Source organism: Paenibacillus sp. W4I10 (assembly GCF_030816325.1).
Lineage (GTDB): Bacteria > Bacillota > Bacilli > Paenibacillales > Paenibacillaceae > Paenibacillus > Paenibacillus amylolyticus_B.
On sequence record NZ_JAUSXX010000001.1, the window covers coordinates 1,582,334 to 1,597,362 of the forward strand.

A 15,029-nucleotide genomic window follows, 5' to 3' on the forward strand; every position below is an offset into this window, starting at 1 on the left:
AGCTCGCTAACTAATTGTTCAGTTGCCCAGCTAATATTACCTGTACCCTTTTGCATTCGCATCCTTCAACATATATCTGAGCTCTGTAGCATAGGAAGGCTCAAGCATATGGTCGATAGGTCCTCCCTCCATTCATCTACAGTGTCAGCTAAAAGGATATAGAAATAGCGGTATTTTAGGACACAAAATCCCAGAATGCCGCTGTACGTTCCCCGTTAGTATATCAATGCAACAACTCTGCAGTACAGAGGAGTTAACGTACAATGAGAACTGGGCAAATTGATAGCTGTGAAACCTTATGGCTGACATTAATCAAGATAACTTGAGTTGGTTTGTTTCGGGCTATTTCAACGGTTTCCTTTACCTACAATACTTCATATTCTCTTCTACCTTCTTACTTTATATTCCTTGTAACATTGAATACTTTCGATAAGCTTTATAATAACTACTACCATAGAAAACAACCATAATAGCGCGGCGATGCGGCTGTTTGTTCGTCAAGGATACGGCTCCACCAATGTGCAGCATATTGCCGATCAGGCTGGCATTAGCACCGGTCTGCTGTACCGCCATTACAAAACAAAGGATCAGCTATTCGAGGAACTGGTGCAGTTCGCCATGGCCGGACTTGAGACGCTGATCGCGAGATTTCAGACCAGTGATGAGCCTGCTGAGGAACTGGCACGGTTCGCGAACGAGGTGTATCTCGATCTGTCTTCTGGCGATGACTTGGGGCACCTCTTATTGCTGATGTCACAATCCTTCTTCTCCACGGAGACGGACGGTCGGAAAGCGGCTCTCAAGCAGATTAATACCGATCTACTGCAAGCGACTGCCACGCTCATCGTTCAAGGACAGCGGCAGGGCCAGCTCCGTGAAGGGAACGCTTTTGAGATGGCACAATATTTCTTTTCCTCCATTCAGGGGCTGGCGATGATGAAGGTGATGCTGGAGGAAAAATTCACGATGCCGTCGAGATCGCTCTTGACCTTAGTATTCGAAAAGGAAGGTGAAACGTTATGAAGTACTCGGGCGCATTTGAGGTTGTCCGCGCAGACCACGCGGGTGTACAGGTAAGAAACCAGATGGCGGAGATTTTCGCCGACGGCTTCTCGCAGTGGCTCACGTATTTTTCTAAAGACCGAGATGTCACCGCAAAGGCGTTCGCCCATATGTTCGTGCTAGATCAATTTTATGTGGCTCTCGCTGGCGATCGGGTGGCGGCCTTCGGCGCATGCACGGACTGTCAGAGCTTCTCCCTAGAACTTCAGAGCGCACCGCTCCGCAGGCATCTGGGTTGGTTCAAGGGTTCGATGGCGGCACTCATTCTGAAGAGGGAGTTCCAAAAACCGTTTGTCGACCCGCCGGCCGAAACGGGATCGGTCGAGTTTATCGGTACTGCCTTATCCTTCCGCGGCCAAGGAGCGGCTTCGGCAGTTATTAAACACATGCTGGTTCATTTGCCGTACCGTAACTATCTCATAGAAGAGGTTGCCGATACCAATGTCCCGGCCATCCGATTGTATGAGAAGCTGGGGTTCACAGAGTACAAACGCAAGTCCCTATCTCCCAGGCAGGCCCGTATATCAGGTATCAATCACATGGTCTCGTTGTGTTTCGAGAAGGCCTAAGCGCCACAACAAGCTTGAACAACTTGCGCCGACAATATTTATAAGATCTGCGTATCTTTCAGATAAAAGTTATATTTACTAGGTTCTTAAAATTATCCAAACTATAAAATACCCGAGAACCGATTGAACTATTCTGCCCATTAGTTGAACAAAAAGCAGCCGATCACATTGATCAGCTGCTTCTTTGTATTATGAGCTATTGTTTCCCGTTAGCTTAATGAATTTATGGGTGAAATACCGATAAAATAAGAGAGTTTAGAAATTATAGTTTACAGTTACAGTATGACGATTAAATAGAAAAGGGCTGCTAATCCAAAACGATATAGAGCAAACCACTCCAATCGAAGTCGCTTGATCAGTCTAATAAACGTTACTACCGCAATCATAGCCACAAGAAAGGATGTCATAAAGCCAATTAACATTAGATAAAAATCGTCTAAACTAAGTAAATCGCGGCTATCATATAAGTCCAACAAGGTAGCACCAAACATAACAGGTACAGAAATAATGAACGTAAAATCTGCGGCAGCTTTTTGGCTAGTACCGAGCAAAAGGCCACCTGAAATCGTCGAACCTGATCTCGAAAAACCTGGCCACAAAGCTAGACATTGGAATAAGCCAATCCCAAAAGCTTGTTTGTAACTAATCATATCAATTGTATCAACGCTGGTAGTTCTCTTACTCTGTGCTGCGATGATCATTAAGAAACCACCAGCAACTAAACCAATTAAGACAGGTGTAGGGCCGAATAATTGACTTTTTATAGTGTCCTTTAGTAGAAGATATACGATTAATGCTGGTAACATAGCCAAAATCATATGTATTACGTTTAATCCTTTACTTTTTGAAAAATCCATTTTAATTAAGTTTGACCCAATCTCCATATACCTTTTCCAATAAAGAATTAGAACTGCCATCACTGCACCCAACTGTATAACAATTTTAAAGGTTATTGCCGCGTCTCCCTCAAAGTTAAGTAAATTGCCTGCTAAAATAAGATGTCCAGTAGATGATACTGGTAAGAATTCAGTTAAGCCTTCTATTATGCCAAGTATTATTGCTTTTATTACATCAGTCATTAGAAGATATCCCCTTTACGAAAATAAACTTGCTTAACAAGTTCAAGTATAAGAGTAAATGACTATATATTCCCATCGATTAGCATAACAATATTCATTTCAGTGTGACATTATTGTCACATCATTTAAATGATATACAGATCATATCAATTATCACCTCCTATCTTCTCAAACATTAGAAAACACAAAAGAAGCCGCAAAATTAGCGACTTCCAGTGGAACGATGTTCGTGTCCTTCGACAACCGGGTTCAGCAAATTCCAAAATTGTTCAACCATGACGGATGGCGGATACGGCATCGACCGGATAATCCACCATTCCAATACACCCACTGATGCTGAGATTAAAAATTGTACTGTAATGTCCCTGTTCCTGTCCTGATCGAGATTGATTGAATCCACATGTTCAATCAGACTTTTTCTGAACATGGCCTCCATTTGGTTCCGAAATAACATGCTTCCCTTGCTCTTCAGCATAAACGAGTAGAAAGAAGCATGCTGCTCCAAATATTCAAAAGTGTGAAGTAGTCCGGTTTTGGAAGGAAGATGAACCAGGTCATCTCCAGACATACAATGTCGAAGCAACTGGTTAATCTCAGCTGCTATACATTGCTCGCGCAGATCGTACTTGTCATCGAAATGCAGATACACCGTTCCACGATTGACATTCGCTTCTGCCGCAATTTGATTAATCGTTATGCTCTCGAATTCCTTTTCTGACATTAGCCTCATAAAAGCATCATTAATCGCTTGCCTTGATTTTTGAATACGCTTGGCCATAATCCTTCTCCCCTTTATCCCATCCAAAAAATGGTCACTTTGAAGCCCCGTGTTGAAAAATCAACAACTGAGCTTGTTTTAACCATTGAAGCCCATTTATCGCTCTGATACATTCACTATATAAAACTCATGTTGATAGATCAACATGTGGCCAATTCAAGAGGAGGCTTATCCATGAAACTTACAGGAAACACGATTTTTATTACAGGAGGTGGCTCGGGAATTGGACGTGCGTTAGCAGAAGCTCTCCACCATCTTGGAAACAAAGTTATTATCTCTGGTCGACGTAAAGAACGATTGGATGAGACAATCAAAGCGAATCCCGGTATGTCCGCAGTGGAATTGAATGTACAAGATCCTGCTAGCATAGAGGTGGTTGCCAAACAGCTAATCGAAGAATTCCCGGATTTGAATGTCTTGATTAACAACGCCGGCGTTATACAGCCCGATGACGCGTCGGGCGTAATCGATGAGGATGTTTTAGTTTCGACGGTCGCCACAAACTTGCTAGGTCCGATTCGGTTGACTTCTGCATTGATCGACCATTTGAAGTCTAAAGAAGAAGCCGTTGTCATCAACACGACTTCGATACTTGGATTTGTACCGTTAGCGGCTACTGCTGTATACTCCGCGACGAAGGCAGCACTTCATACCTATACGCTGTCCCAAAGATACATGCTTAAAGACACTTCGGTAAAAGTGATAGAAATTGTGCCACCGTGGGTTCAAAGCAACAACGACGAACCGCGGGCGATGCCACTTGCGTTATTCATTGATGCAACGATTAAGATACTTGGTACGGATACAAAGGAAGTTCTGGTCGAAGAAGCGAAAATGTTTCGAAATAACCCTGGCCCGAACGAAGGTGTTTTTGTGACCCACCTTAACGATACGATGAAGTCGGAACCTCCAAAGATTCATTAAATGTGTTGAACGCTTCTCTATACAGAATGCAGTTAAGTCATATGAGCATCAAAGAATGTTTTTTGACCTTAATACAGCCTTTAGCGTTTTAATCACTCAAAAGAAATCCAACACGATCATTTAGTATCGGCAAGCGGTACAAGTTCTTGTCCCGCGACACCTCTCCATCATTTGAACTCCCACCTGTAACACAGTTTTCATTCAAAAAGTTAGTTAAACAAAAACAGCCGGTCACGTTGATCGGCTGCCTCCTTGTTTTTGAACTATCGTCTCACGTTGGTATATTTACATTTATTGCAAATATATCTTGATAATCATATCCTTCAAGAGTTCCGGTAATCGTCTTGCCCATAGCAACCAAGCCCTCTTAAACGCTTTTTAAGTCGAATTTTAATACAGTCATCCAATATTATTCTTCTTCATAAACAACGACGGTTTTACTTTCTTCTTCCCATTGCACGGTTGCATCCAATGCCTCACTTATGAAACGTACGGGTACATAAGTACTGCCTTTTGTAATAGTGGCTGGCGCATCCAAAGAGACGTTTTTGCCATTAACTGTTGCAGTCTTACTGTCAACCACAAGTTTAATGCTCACCCCATCCTTCGTGACAATGATGGAGCGTTCTTCGGGATTCCATGCCACTTCGGCTTTCAAAGACTCAGCTATGGCGCGAAAAGGAACAAACGTGTTGCCCTTTTTGACAAAAGGTTCGGAGTCAGAAGCTTCCCCGTTCACATACAGCTTCACCCCATTCTTTTTACCCGCCTTTTCATTGAGTTTTCCCATTGTTTTGTACAGGTCCAGGTTTTTAAAATTGGCTTTAATAGCCTCTTCCTGCAAATACACCGCGTCAGTCACACTACCGTTTTTTTCGAGCATTTCTGCTGCAGTTTCCAACGCCTTGTCCTTTTCAATGATGGCTTCAAGTTCTTTGATTTGTTCGTCCGTCAGCTCAGTCGCATATTTTGTAAGCAAAATATCGGCTAGTACAGCACCTGCCGGTTTATTTTCCACATGTTGAATAGCATTTAGCAAACCTTTGTATCCTTTGGAGCCTTTTTTCTTGGATTCGGTTGGATCGGTTGTATTGTTGGTTGTATTCTCTGTCTCCGATGTTGAGGGATCCTTAACTTTGTCTTCTTCAGTGCTGACCGTGTCAGCAGACTCGACTTTCTCGGTCTGTTTCTCCTCAATTTGAGTTTCTTTGTCTTTGGGTGCTTTTGACGATACCTCTTTACCTGATTGTCCGGCTGGAGTGTTTCCGGGTTTGGCTGAGGTTGTGCCTGCGGCGGTACCAAGCATTAGCGCCAGACTGGTTAGCAAGATGACTGTTTTTTTCATTGACGATTCCTCCTGAGGTAAATAATATATGCTCCTTCATTATCGGCAGAATAAATACTTTCTGATAGGAATTTTACGAATAATTCGCCTATCTCCTTTTCTTGAATACATTGTAGTGAAATCAAACTTGAAGGGCGGCATCAAATATGAATTTTGCTTATCGTGAAGCGATTCTTTTTACTTCAAATGTTGGGGGTGGTTCGTACGACATTTGGCTTTATCAACCTTTAACAGGTCAGACCATTAAACTAACCCAGGATCTTGGTGAGGCATTTACAATTCCATATTGGTCGCCGGATGTCCGGAACATCGCCTTTATCGGCAAGAAAAATATCGTGTATGTATTCAATCTAAACAGCAGGGCATGGGCACAAATTGATCAAATTGACCCTTATACTTTACTGAGCTGGTCGCCGGATAGTCTATACTTGAGTTATGTGAAAAACGGACGGATTGTGATCTACAATATCAACTCCCATGCCAGCGGTTCAATCGTTCAACAAGGAGCCACCGATGTCCAGTGGTTTCCTTCAGGCGAGGCTCTCCTGTTTGCAGCTCCGGATGAAGCAGGCAATACCCAACTATATAAAATTAACCGAGATGGCATGAACAAACAGCAGTTAACTCAAAATACGGAGGGGCCTCTCCACAATGTCAGAATATCACCTAACGGAGAGTTTGTCCTATATACATCCCCGGGAGCCAGCATTTCGTTGATCACTACGGTGAACCTGACAACAGGAGCGAGCTATCAACTTAATGGTGGCCCTCAGGCGAAAAACTATTTCCCCGAATGGTCCCCGGACTCTTCACTCATCGCATACAGTGCCACCGACTTCGTGGATAATCAATATGTTTCTTTAATCCAGACCGACAGCCGAGTTGGAGGGCAACAAAAAACATGGGCGGTCTCCACCTGCTTCTCTACCCCTTTAAGTTGGTCGCCGGATGGGAACCGAATCGCTTACTTATCAGGATGCAATAATCAAGAACAAGCAACCGAAATTTGGATTATTGATATAAGAAACCCTAATAACCCGATCAAAATTGTTGAAGCAAGGTGGATTACAGCTCTTAGATGGTCACCACGAGTGCATGATGTTCATCCGTATGGAATATATCTCAATCGGGTATACAAGGTATCTTTCTATTATCCGCGAAGCTGGCACAAAGTTACCGAAGAACGATTCGAAGGAGCGGACGGATTTTTTCAGATATCCGCGATCTCCTCTGAGGAGGGAATCCACGAGGTATGCAGAGCGGAAGCTTTTCATATGTTGAAACCCTATGGGGCAACCCCCCGAATTTTCCCTGCTATTATACAAGCACAAGAAGCCTGTTTCATATTTCCTTCGGAAGACCAACCCGTGGAAATGAGAAATCAGGCGGCACTTATTGTAAAATATCCTGCTCCTGTTGTGATTCAAGGAAATAAGTATTCATATTTCATCTTATGGGCTGATCAAAATCACTTGATTTCACTGGGAAAGACACTTACTTTTATTTAAGGGGTCTATTCTCTTAATGATCGCTGGGCTAATATTTCTTTAACACCTTGCATTTTTTGACTAATTTCAAGTTTGAAAGAACTATCAGAGTTAATACGTTGAATAGGTCTCCATAAATTATTTTTATTTGGGATATTTGTGTTTGAGAAATAGGTCTTTTGTTTTGAGGACTCAATGGAGTTGATTCAGGAGCTGTAACAAAAATAAAGATTTGTTTCTACTATCCCCTCCGGTTGATTGCTTCTTTGCCACGTTGCTTCTAATCGACCCTTGTATACGGAGGATTACCTTTCCCTGGTTCAATAACGAAATTGTTAAAAAAGGGCGGGACAGTGTACTCTCCAATTCCGTTTTCTGTTGTTACTTTAGGACTGTAACCTCTTTCCAATAAGCGGAAAACTCTTTTGAATCAGTAACATACGATATTTCAGTATAATAGATTGGAGGAATGAAAATGGTTCGTACACTCGACGCTCGTACTTCTCTCGCATCCACAGGGATTACTCCGCTCAACATCCCACTTCCATCAAACACACCTACCTTGCTTGGGATCGTGGGACTCAACATTGTTAATCCAGGACCGCTCATCCGTACTCAGTTTAATGGGACCTATCGATTCTCAGTGGCCAGTTTATCTTCGTTGCCCTCTACTATTCGAATGGAAATCTTCAGGGGGGCCACTAATACAGGCCAACCTATTTATGTCGTTTCCCAGCCTATATTCACTTCCACCAACACTATACTCGCAAATTTCGAAGGTTCTGATTACAATGTGCCTCCCCCTGAAAATGGTCAACTTATTTATTCTGCGTACGCTACATTCACCTATAATCCAAGCTTCAGTGTTAACAACGTTCGCCTGGGACCCGAAAGTTTCAATGCTACAGTTTATTCCGATGATTAATAGCTATGAGTTAATTGTGGATCAACTTTTCTGTTTTGCTTGATTACACGTAATAAAGGGAAAGCTCATTAATTCATGAGCTTTCCCTTTATTTATATGATTGCTTTAAAAATCTCTTCTATCTTAGGCCAACTGTAATCCTTTTCTGCCCGAACAATCTTGATTCTCCTGTTTGTCTTGTCAATTGATGTGATGACTCTCATTTTAATTAAGAATAATAGAGGATAAATTTTACAATCCGCAATCAGTACAAGTTCTTGTCCTTGGATCGGTACACTAACTTGTACCGATAAAACAAAAAAGCCGCTAAAATAGCGACTTCAACAGGAACATGTTCTTGTTCCAGACATTTTTTTCATCACTAGCCATAATAAATAACCTTGATGTAACCCTGGATGGGCCATTTGCCTGAATAAAACAAGAGGGTATCTCCCTGATTCTAGCTTATTTAATTAACTTATTTACAGTGATCATCAGTTCGTCCAAAACTTTGTGATCGCCCTCTGAAATCCGTTCAATGACACAGCTTTTCATATGATGTTCCAAAAGCTGCTTTCCTACTCCATTCAACGCGGATTGAATGGAGGCAATTTGGTGCAATACGTCATCACAATACGTGTCCTTCTCAATCATTCCTTTTACTCCACGCACTTGCCCTTCAATCCGATTCAACCGGCTAATTAACTTTCGCTTTGTACTCTCCGAATGATGGCTTTTCCGCTCGTTTGAAGATGTATGGTCACATGAGGCGGCCTCAAGTATCGTATCATCCAAGTAGATCAACTCCTTTATTAACACATTACCATCCCCCCTACCCTATGTAAAGGGAGCAAGAAGTATCATGGTACGTGCTAAGAGAACGCTTGTCAGGCGCGGAAGTTGACCAGAGTCATAAGAGTTACTTAACTAACTCACTGATTTCAGTAAGATTTTCGGCAAAGCCTACAAAGACCTTATCTCCAATGACAATGGTTGGAACAACCTGTTTGCCAGTCAACTTCCAGACTTCCTCAGCGTACTTGGCATCTTCTTCACAATTGTAATCCGTATAGGGAAGCTCACGCTCTTTAAAGTAACGTTTAGCATAATTGCAATCGCTGCAGGTTGGGATTGAATAAATCTGAATGGATTCCGTCATGCCCAATTACTCTCCCTTGTATTTCAATATATTACGCTCCGACGTTATATCCTTTTTTACGGATCGCTTCTTCAATTTCAGCGATTTGAACTTTAGAATCGTCAAATCGAACTTCTACTGTTCCCTGTTCAAAATTTACGTGGCCTTCAGCGCCAAGAGCGCTAATTGCACCTTCAATTTTAGATACACAAGAACGGCAAGACATACCTTGAATTTTTACAGTTGCTTCTTTCACTGTTTTCACCCCCTTTCAAGCGTCATAGACTTCAAGTTTTCCAGTGTCATTCGATTAACGAATTTGCTGAACTTTTCTTTGCCTTTCGCATGTATCTTATAATAATGAATAATTGCGGTAACGAAAGGAATAAGCTGATCCTCCATTAATCCGGAATGTAGCAGCTTGGCGAAGGAGGGTTTAAGCCCCTTCGACTCGCCACCAACATAAACATCGAACTTATCGCGCATCTTTACGACCCCAATATCCTTAATCAACGGTTCACTAGTGCCTAAGGCGCATCCTGCATATCCAATCTTGAGTGGTGCAGGCGTATCGATACCGGAAATGGCTTGATTTAAATTTTTGGCTGTTTCCATGCCTGCTTCTTCTGCACCTCTACAAAAATTGCAAGCGATCAGACTTTTGGTTACAAATCCTGCAGGATTTATTTCAAGTCCGTGATCTTCAAGTTCATTTTTGATCTGATCTCGTTGTTCAATCGATACTTCTGCGTAGAGTTGCTTAAAGGGTGTCATTTCCACTTTTGAATCTGGACCAATAATCTCGCCGATTTTAACTAGTTGCTCCGGAGTGAATAAGCTTCCACCAAGTTGGATTGCTGGACTAATCGCTATTTTAATTTTATCTCCCATGCTCATACCTCTCTACTCACTTTACATCTACGACGAAAGGTACTGTAAAGACTTCCCCATCATGTTGGAATTGGCCCCAGATTTTATAGATTCCGCTATGCGGGAAGGAGGTCATAAATTCCGCTTTTGGACCTGTTGCCTTTTCCTCTGTTGGATGAACATGCAGATATTGCTCTGCACCCTCAGAAAGGATAACAACATGACCTACAGCACCGAGGTATTGTTCCAGGTTATTGATCCCTTCGTTTGTTTTCGCATCCATGATATTAAAAGTCAGATTTACGTCTTCGTTGGCCTTTTTGGTATTCAATGAAAGTTCGATTTTTTTACCATCCACTTCTTTTATAAGGTTGGAATCCGCTTGAACAGGCTCTTGGGCTTTTTCTGGACCGCCAACGTTCACCCATTCACTGGGTGTAGTGCTCGCTCCACCTTTTGGAACAAAGTCGGCAAGGATTTTGTATTCTCCACCAGCTGGAAATGAAGTTTCAATCACAAACTTTCCATCGCCTTTAAAATCTGGATGAATGTGATTAAAGTAAGAAAGATCTTTACTCACCACGATAAGGTGCATTCGTTTTTCGTGACCCATTTCAAATTCATTAACCGGATTACCATTGACGTCCGTGATTTGGATTGTCAGATGCGAATTTTCATTGGCCTTCACATCTGATGCAAAGGAGAACGAGGCTTTATGGGTACTTGCTGTTGAATCAGCATGAGGCCCTGCATGATCATGACTCGCACCTTCAGTTTCAGATTTCATCTCAGTATGATTCATACCACCATGTCCATCTGTATGTGCACTTTCTTTAGGTGTTCCGCAAGCAGACAACACACCGAAAGCTAAAACACCGGTTAGCATTAGCATGATTTTTTTACTCCTCATCATCATTATGTTCGCTCCTGTTCTACTACTTGACTAGTGACGTACTTTTACGCGTTGCAATCGCAGGGCGTTTAGAACGACGGATACCGAACTCAAGGCCATCGCTGCGCCTGCAACCCATGGTGCTAACAGACCGATAGCTGCAATAGGAATGCCTAAGGTGTTGTAACCAAGTGCCCAGAACAAGTTTTGCTTAATGTTGCGCATAGTCTTACGACTCATGTAGATAGCATCAGGAATACTGGATAGATCGCCGCGCATGAGTGTTACATCAGCTGCTTCCATCGCTACATCTGTCCCCGTACCAATCGCCATACCAATATCTGCAGTTGCCAAAGCGGGTGCATCATTGATACCATCGCCAACCATGGCCACTTTTTTACCTTGTGATTGCAGTTTTTTCACTTCTTCCGCTTTTCCTTCAGGCAAGACCTCTGCACGAACGTGGTCAATACCTACTTGAGCAGCGATGGCTTTTGCCGTCCGTTCATTGTCACCTGTAATCATAATGACCTTAATGCCCATTTCTTTCAGACGGCTTACTGCAGCTTTCGAAGTTTCTTTAATTGTGTCTGCCACAGCGACCATACCTGCATATTGACCATCAATGGCAACCAGCATCGCAGTTTTGCCCGCTTCTTCCAAACGTGACATCGAATGATAAGCTGCTTTTGCATCGATATTATACTTTTCCATCAGTCGACGTGTACCCACGAGTAGCTGTTTACCTTCAACCATTGCTTGGATTCCGAAACCCGGAAATGCTTCAAAGGATTGAGTTCCTGGTAGTTCGATATTTCGTTCCTGGATGCCTACAACGATGGCTTCTGCAAGTGGATGCTCAGAATTTTTCTCTGCAGCTCCGACAAGTTTCAGGAATTCATTTTCATTGCCAAGAGCGACGACGTCAGTCAATTCAGGTTTACCTTTTGTAACAGTACCGGTTTTATCCAGAAGGATCGCATCAATTTTATGCGTCTGCTCCAGATGTTCCCCGCCTTTGAACAACACCCCTAGTTCAGCCGAACGACCAGACCCCGCCATAATGGATGTTGGGGTTGCAAGTCCAAGTGCACAAGGACATGCGATAACAAGAATCGCAATTGCTTTTTCTAACGAACCTGCAAAATCGCCTGGTGTAACCCAGAAGTACCAAACCACAAAAGCAACTATTGCAATTCCTACAACGATCGGGACGAATATGCCCGAGATCACATCGGCTACCCGCTGAATTGGTGCTTTTGATCCCTGAGCTTCTTCAACAACCTTAATAATTTGTGCAAGAGCGGTTTCTTTACCTACTTTGGTTGCTTTGATCCGAAGAATACCGTTTTTATTAATCGTAGCTCCAATCACAGCCTCTCCGACTTTTTTCTCTACTGGAAGGCTTTCACCCGTAAGCATGGATTCATCTACAGATGAGATCCCTTCCAGCACCTCTCCGTCTACAGGAACTTTATCTCCTGGGCGAATAAGGACAACATCTCCTGCAATGACTTCATCCACTGGAATGGTAAGTTCTTTGCCATCCCGAACCACTAATGCCGTCTTCGCCTGCAGACTCATCAGTGATTTAATTGCCTCTGATGTTCGGCCTTTCGCAAGTGATTCAAACAATTTACCCATAAGAACCAATGTAATCAGGACCGCACTCGTTTCATAATAGAGGGATGGACCATGATGCATCCCTTCAACCATACTTGACCATTGAATGGTTAAATATAAACTATAGAAGTAGGCTGCTGAGGTACCAAGTGATACCAACACATCCATGTTGGCACTCCCGTTCCGGAGAGCCTTATACGCACCCACATAGAACTGTCTACCAATATAAAATTGTACTGGTGAAGCCAGAATTAGTTGGAACCACGGATTCATAAACAATTCCGGTACATAGATCCATGAAGTGAACGAGAAGTGACCTACCATAGTCCACAACAGCGGCAAGGAAAGAATCGCCGCAATCAGTAATTTCCGTTTTTGATTACTCAGTTCTTTAGCACGATGGTCACTTGCACCATTACTGGTACCGTCTTGCTTGACGATTGCCGTATAACCGAGTTTTTTCACCTTGTTTTTCATGTCTTCGATGGAAACTTCACCAGAGGAAAATTCAACTCGGGCAGTTTCCATGGCGAAGTTTACTGAAGCGTTAGTAACGCCGGGCAGCTTGTTCAGGCCTTTTTCAATTTTGTTCGCACATGCTGCACAGGTCATGCCTTCAAGGTTGAATTGCGCAACCTCTGATACGGAACCATATCCAAGTTTTTTGATTTTCCCCTCAAGTTCTTTCATTTCCACTTTCGTGGGATCATACGTTACACTTGCCTTCTCCAAAGCAAAGTTAACATTCGCTGATGTGACCCCGTCCATTTTGCCGAGTCCTTTTTCGATTTTGTTTGCACAAGCTGCACAGGTCATACCTGTAATTTGTATACTCGACTGTTTCGTCTGAGCCTCTGCTGTTGCCAAAATAACTCACTCCCCTCATCGTCCATTACTTACGCTACTTCGTAGCCTTGCTCTTCAATAACTTCTTTAATTTGCTCCAAGGAGACTTGATTTTCATCATACGTCGCTTCAACCGAATCATCACTGAGGTTCACCTTGCCACTCACTCCGATTTCTTTCAGAGCACCTTCGATGGAGTTTACACAATGTTGGCAGCTCATACCTTGTACATTCAAAACAATGTTTTTCATCTTATTTCGTCCCTTCTTGTGGGTGATTTTTTGGTTTAGTTTGACCTAAACGATGGACTAAACTCTCGAGGCCAGTTTTCAGGTTTCATCAAGCTCTTGTACAATACAATACCCCCCTACCCTATATTAGTCAACATATTTTTATACCCCCTTACCCTATAAGGACTATCTTTCTCGTTAGATCAATGAATTTATGGAGAGAAGAACCGATTATTTATACGCTGATTGGTAATCGGACCATGTTCTTGTCCTTGATTCGGGAATAAAACTTGTACCGATAAAACAAAAAAGCCGCTAAAATAGCGACTTCAATGGGACCATGATCTTGTCCCTCGATATAAAATTCCTTATTTATTGTTGAATGTTACTCCATTCGCTTACATCACATTGTCCATAATGATTATCACCCACAGCAACCATCGTACCATCCGATTTCAGTCCAATCGTATGGGCACACCCCGCCGAAATAGCTCGAATTTCGTGCCAGCCACTTACATCGCATTGGTGATGTTTATTCGAACCCACAGCCACCATCGTACCATCAGACTTAAGAGCAACGGTATGATAACTCCCCGCTGCAACTGCTAGAATATCGCGCCAACCGCTTACGTCGCATTCACCTTCATTATTTCTTCCCACAGCCACTACCGTGCCATCCGATTTGAGCCCAACCGTATGAAGATACCCCGCCGAAACAGCTAATATGTCGCCCCAGTCGTTTACGCTACATTGGTTATATTTATTGTTACCAACCGCTGTTACCGTTCCGTCTATTTTTAGACCGACTGTATGCCAGTCACCCGTCGTGACCGATACAATATCATGCCAGTTGCTCACGTTGCATTCCCCTTCATTATTTCGCCCCACCGCAACCACGGTGCCATCTGATTTAACCCCAACGGTACGGCACCAACCTGCCGAAACGGTTACTATATCGCGCCATTCGCTTACATTGCATTGGTCATGCTTATTCCAACCTATAGCTGTTACCGTACCATCAGATTTAAGACCAACGGTATGTGCATTACCGGTGTTCGTAGCCATATGAACATTACCAGCCGCAACTGCGACAATATGGCACCAATCGCTTACCTTACATTGACCGTATTTATTATCACCCACAGCTATTACTGTTCCGTCATATTTAAGAGCAACGGTATGACGACGACCTGCCGCTATGGTACAGTTACGGAACCGTTTCGTCTCAAGCACTGCTTCCTTCCGTGAATTGTAGTCCATATCTTCCTCCCCTCCACAAATT

15 protein-coding genes are annotated in these 15,029 nt (G+C 42.9%); 4 read left to right on the forward strand and 11 right to left on the reverse strand.

Annotated elements, in window-relative coordinates; translation table 11 throughout:
* Positions 1–480: 480 nt before the first annotated feature.
* Together QF049_RS07200 and QF049_RS07205 are read left to right on the forward strand one after the other, a co-directional pair.
* Positions 481–1,023 (forward strand): TetR/AcrR family transcriptional regulator, encoded by a 543-nt coding sequence (locus tag QF049_RS07200; protein WP_307536067.1) that lies wholly within the window; start codon positions 481–483, stop codon positions 1,021–1,023.
* Positions 1,020–1,631, forward strand: a complete 612-nt coding sequence (locus tag QF049_RS07205; RefSeq protein ID WP_307536069.1) for a GNAT family N-acetyltransferase — start codon at positions 1,020–1,022, stop codon at positions 1,629–1,631. The genes QF049_RS07200 and QF049_RS07205 overlap by 4 nt, the downstream gene beginning before the upstream one ends.
* Before the next feature lie 275 nt (positions 1,632–1,906).
* On the opposite strand, the gene QF049_RS07210 is transcribed toward QF049_RS07205, so the two are convergent.
* Together QF049_RS07210 and QF049_RS07215 are read right to left on the reverse strand one after the other, a co-directional pair.
* Entirely contained in the window at positions 1,907–2,710 is an 804-nt protein-coding gene (locus QF049_RS07210; protein WP_307536071.1) for an undecaprenyl-diphosphate phosphatase, read from the reverse strand.
* Positions 2,711–2,912: 202 nt separating this feature from the next.
* Entirely contained in the window at positions 2,913–3,488 is a 576-nt protein-coding gene (locus QF049_RS07215) for a TetR/AcrR family transcriptional regulator (RefSeq protein WP_307536073.1), read from the reverse strand.
* Between the two features lie 174 nt (positions 3,489–3,662).
* Here QF049_RS07215 and QF049_RS07220 point away from each other — a divergent pair, with 174 nt between their 5' ends.
* On the forward strand, positions 3,663–4,412 hold the full coding sequence (locus QF049_RS07220; protein WP_307536075.1) for an SDR family oxidoreductase: 750 nt from the start codon (positions 3,663–3,665) through the stop codon (positions 4,410–4,412).
* A 409-nt stretch (positions 4,413–4,821) separates the two neighbouring features.
* Here the strand turns inward: QF049_RS07220 and QF049_RS07225 are convergent, their stop codons facing one another.
* Complete coding sequence (locus QF049_RS07225; RefSeq protein WP_307536077.1) at positions 4,822–5,757, reverse strand: copper amine oxidase N-terminal domain-containing protein; 936 nt, start codon at positions 5,755–5,757, stop codon at positions 4,822–4,824.
* A 146-nt stretch (positions 5,758–5,903) separates the two neighbouring features.
* On the opposite strand from QF049_RS07225, the gene QF049_RS07230 reads away from it, so the two are divergent.
* Positions 5,904–7,265, forward strand: coding sequence for a TolB family protein (locus tag QF049_RS07230; RefSeq protein ID WP_307536079.1), 1,362 nt, complete (start codon positions 5,904–5,906; stop codon positions 7,263–7,265).
* A 1,348-nt stretch (positions 7,266–8,613) separates the two neighbouring features.
* On the opposite strand, the gene QF049_RS07235 is transcribed toward QF049_RS07230, so the two are convergent.
* From QF049_RS07235 to QF049_RS07270, 8 genes are all read right to left on the reverse strand, one after another.
* Complete coding sequence (locus QF049_RS07235) at positions 8,614–8,943, reverse strand: metal-sensitive transcriptional regulator (RefSeq protein ID WP_047843212.1); 330 nt, start codon at positions 8,941–8,943, stop codon at positions 8,614–8,616.
* Positions 8,944–9,067: 124 nt separating this feature from the next.
* On the reverse strand, positions 9,068–9,307 hold the full coding sequence (locus QF049_RS07240) for a glutaredoxin family protein (protein ID WP_192131396.1): 240 nt from the start codon (positions 9,305–9,307) through the stop codon (positions 9,068–9,070).
* A 31-nt stretch (positions 9,308–9,338) separates the two neighbouring features.
* Complete coding sequence (locus QF049_RS07245; RefSeq protein ID WP_076210398.1) at positions 9,339–9,542, reverse strand: heavy-metal-associated domain-containing protein; 204 nt, start codon at positions 9,540–9,542, stop codon at positions 9,339–9,341.
* 5 nt (positions 9,543–9,547) lie between these two features.
* A complete protein-coding gene (locus tag QF049_RS07250) occupies positions 9,548–10,177 on the reverse strand; it encodes a nitrite/sulfite reductase domain-containing protein (protein ID WP_307536083.1) in 630 nt (209 codons plus the stop codon).
* Between the two features lie 16 nt (positions 10,178–10,193).
* Positions 10,194–11,072: a hypothetical protein gene (locus tag QF049_RS07255; RefSeq protein ID WP_307536085.1), complete on the reverse strand. Its 879-nt coding sequence runs from the start codon at positions 11,070–11,072 to the stop codon at positions 10,194–10,196.
* Between the two features lie 27 nt (positions 11,073–11,099).
* Positions 11,100–13,538 (reverse strand): heavy metal translocating P-type ATPase, encoded by a 2,439-nt coding sequence (locus tag QF049_RS07260; protein WP_307536087.1) that lies wholly within the window; start codon positions 13,536–13,538, stop codon positions 11,100–11,102.
* Positions 13,539–13,567: 29 nt separating this feature from the next.
* Positions 13,568–13,768: a cation transporter gene (locus QF049_RS07265; RefSeq protein ID WP_047843207.1), complete on the reverse strand. Its 201-nt coding sequence runs from the start codon at positions 13,766–13,768 to the stop codon at positions 13,568–13,570.
* A 351-nt stretch (positions 13,769–14,119) separates the two neighbouring features.
* Positions 14,120–15,007, reverse strand: a complete 888-nt coding sequence (locus QF049_RS07270) for an RCC1 domain-containing protein (RefSeq protein WP_307536089.1) — start codon at positions 15,005–15,007, stop codon at positions 14,120–14,122.
* Positions 15,008–15,029 lie beyond the last annotated feature (22 nt).

What these genes read in the sequence shown, in the direction of transcription:
- QF049_RS07200 (WP_307536067.1), top strand. Translation starts at nt 481, where the DNA reads ATGCGGCTGTTTGTTCGTCAAGGATACGGCTCCACCAATGTGCAGCAT.
- QF049_RS07205 (WP_307536069.1), top strand. Translation starts at nt 1,020, where the DNA reads ATGAAGTACTCGGGCGCATTTGAGGTTGTCCGCGCAGACCACGCGGGT.
- QF049_RS07210 (WP_307536071.1), bottom strand. Translation starts at nt 2,710, where the DNA reads ATGACTGATGTAATAAAAGCAATAATACTTGGCATAATAGAAGGCTTA.
- QF049_RS07215 (WP_307536073.1), bottom strand. Translation starts at nt 3,488, where the DNA reads ATGGCCAAGCGTATTCAAAAATCAAGGCAAGCGATTAATGATGCTTTT.
- QF049_RS07220 (WP_307536075.1), top strand. Translation starts at nt 3,663, where the DNA reads ATGAAACTTACAGGAAACACGATTTTTATTACAGGAGGTGGCTCGGGA.
- QF049_RS07225 (WP_307536077.1), bottom strand. Translation starts at nt 5,757, where the DNA reads ATGAAAAAAACAGTCATCTTGCTAACCAGTCTGGCGCTAATGCTTGGT.
- QF049_RS07230 (WP_307536079.1), top strand. Translation starts at nt 5,904, where the DNA reads ATGAATTTTGCTTATCGTGAAGCGATTCTTTTTACTTCAAATGTTGGG.
- QF049_RS07240 (WP_192131396.1), bottom strand. Translation starts at nt 9,307, where the DNA reads ATGACGGAATCCATTCAGATTTATTCAATCCCAACCTGCAGCGATTGC.
- QF049_RS07250 (WP_307536083.1), bottom strand. Translation starts at nt 10,177, where the DNA reads ATGGGAGATAAAATTAAAATAGCGATTAGTCCAGCAATCCAACTTGGT.
- QF049_RS07255 (WP_307536085.1), bottom strand. Translation starts at nt 11,072, where the DNA reads ATGATGATGAGGAGTAAAAAAATCATGCTAATGCTAACCGGTGTTTTA.
- QF049_RS07265 (WP_047843207.1), bottom strand. Translation starts at nt 13,768, where the DNA reads ATGAAAAACATTGTTTTGAATGTACAAGGTATGAGCTGCCAACATTGT.
- QF049_RS07270 (WP_307536089.1), bottom strand. Translation starts at nt 15,007, where the DNA reads ATGGACTACAATTCACGGAAGGAAGCAGTGCTTGAGACGAAACGGTTC.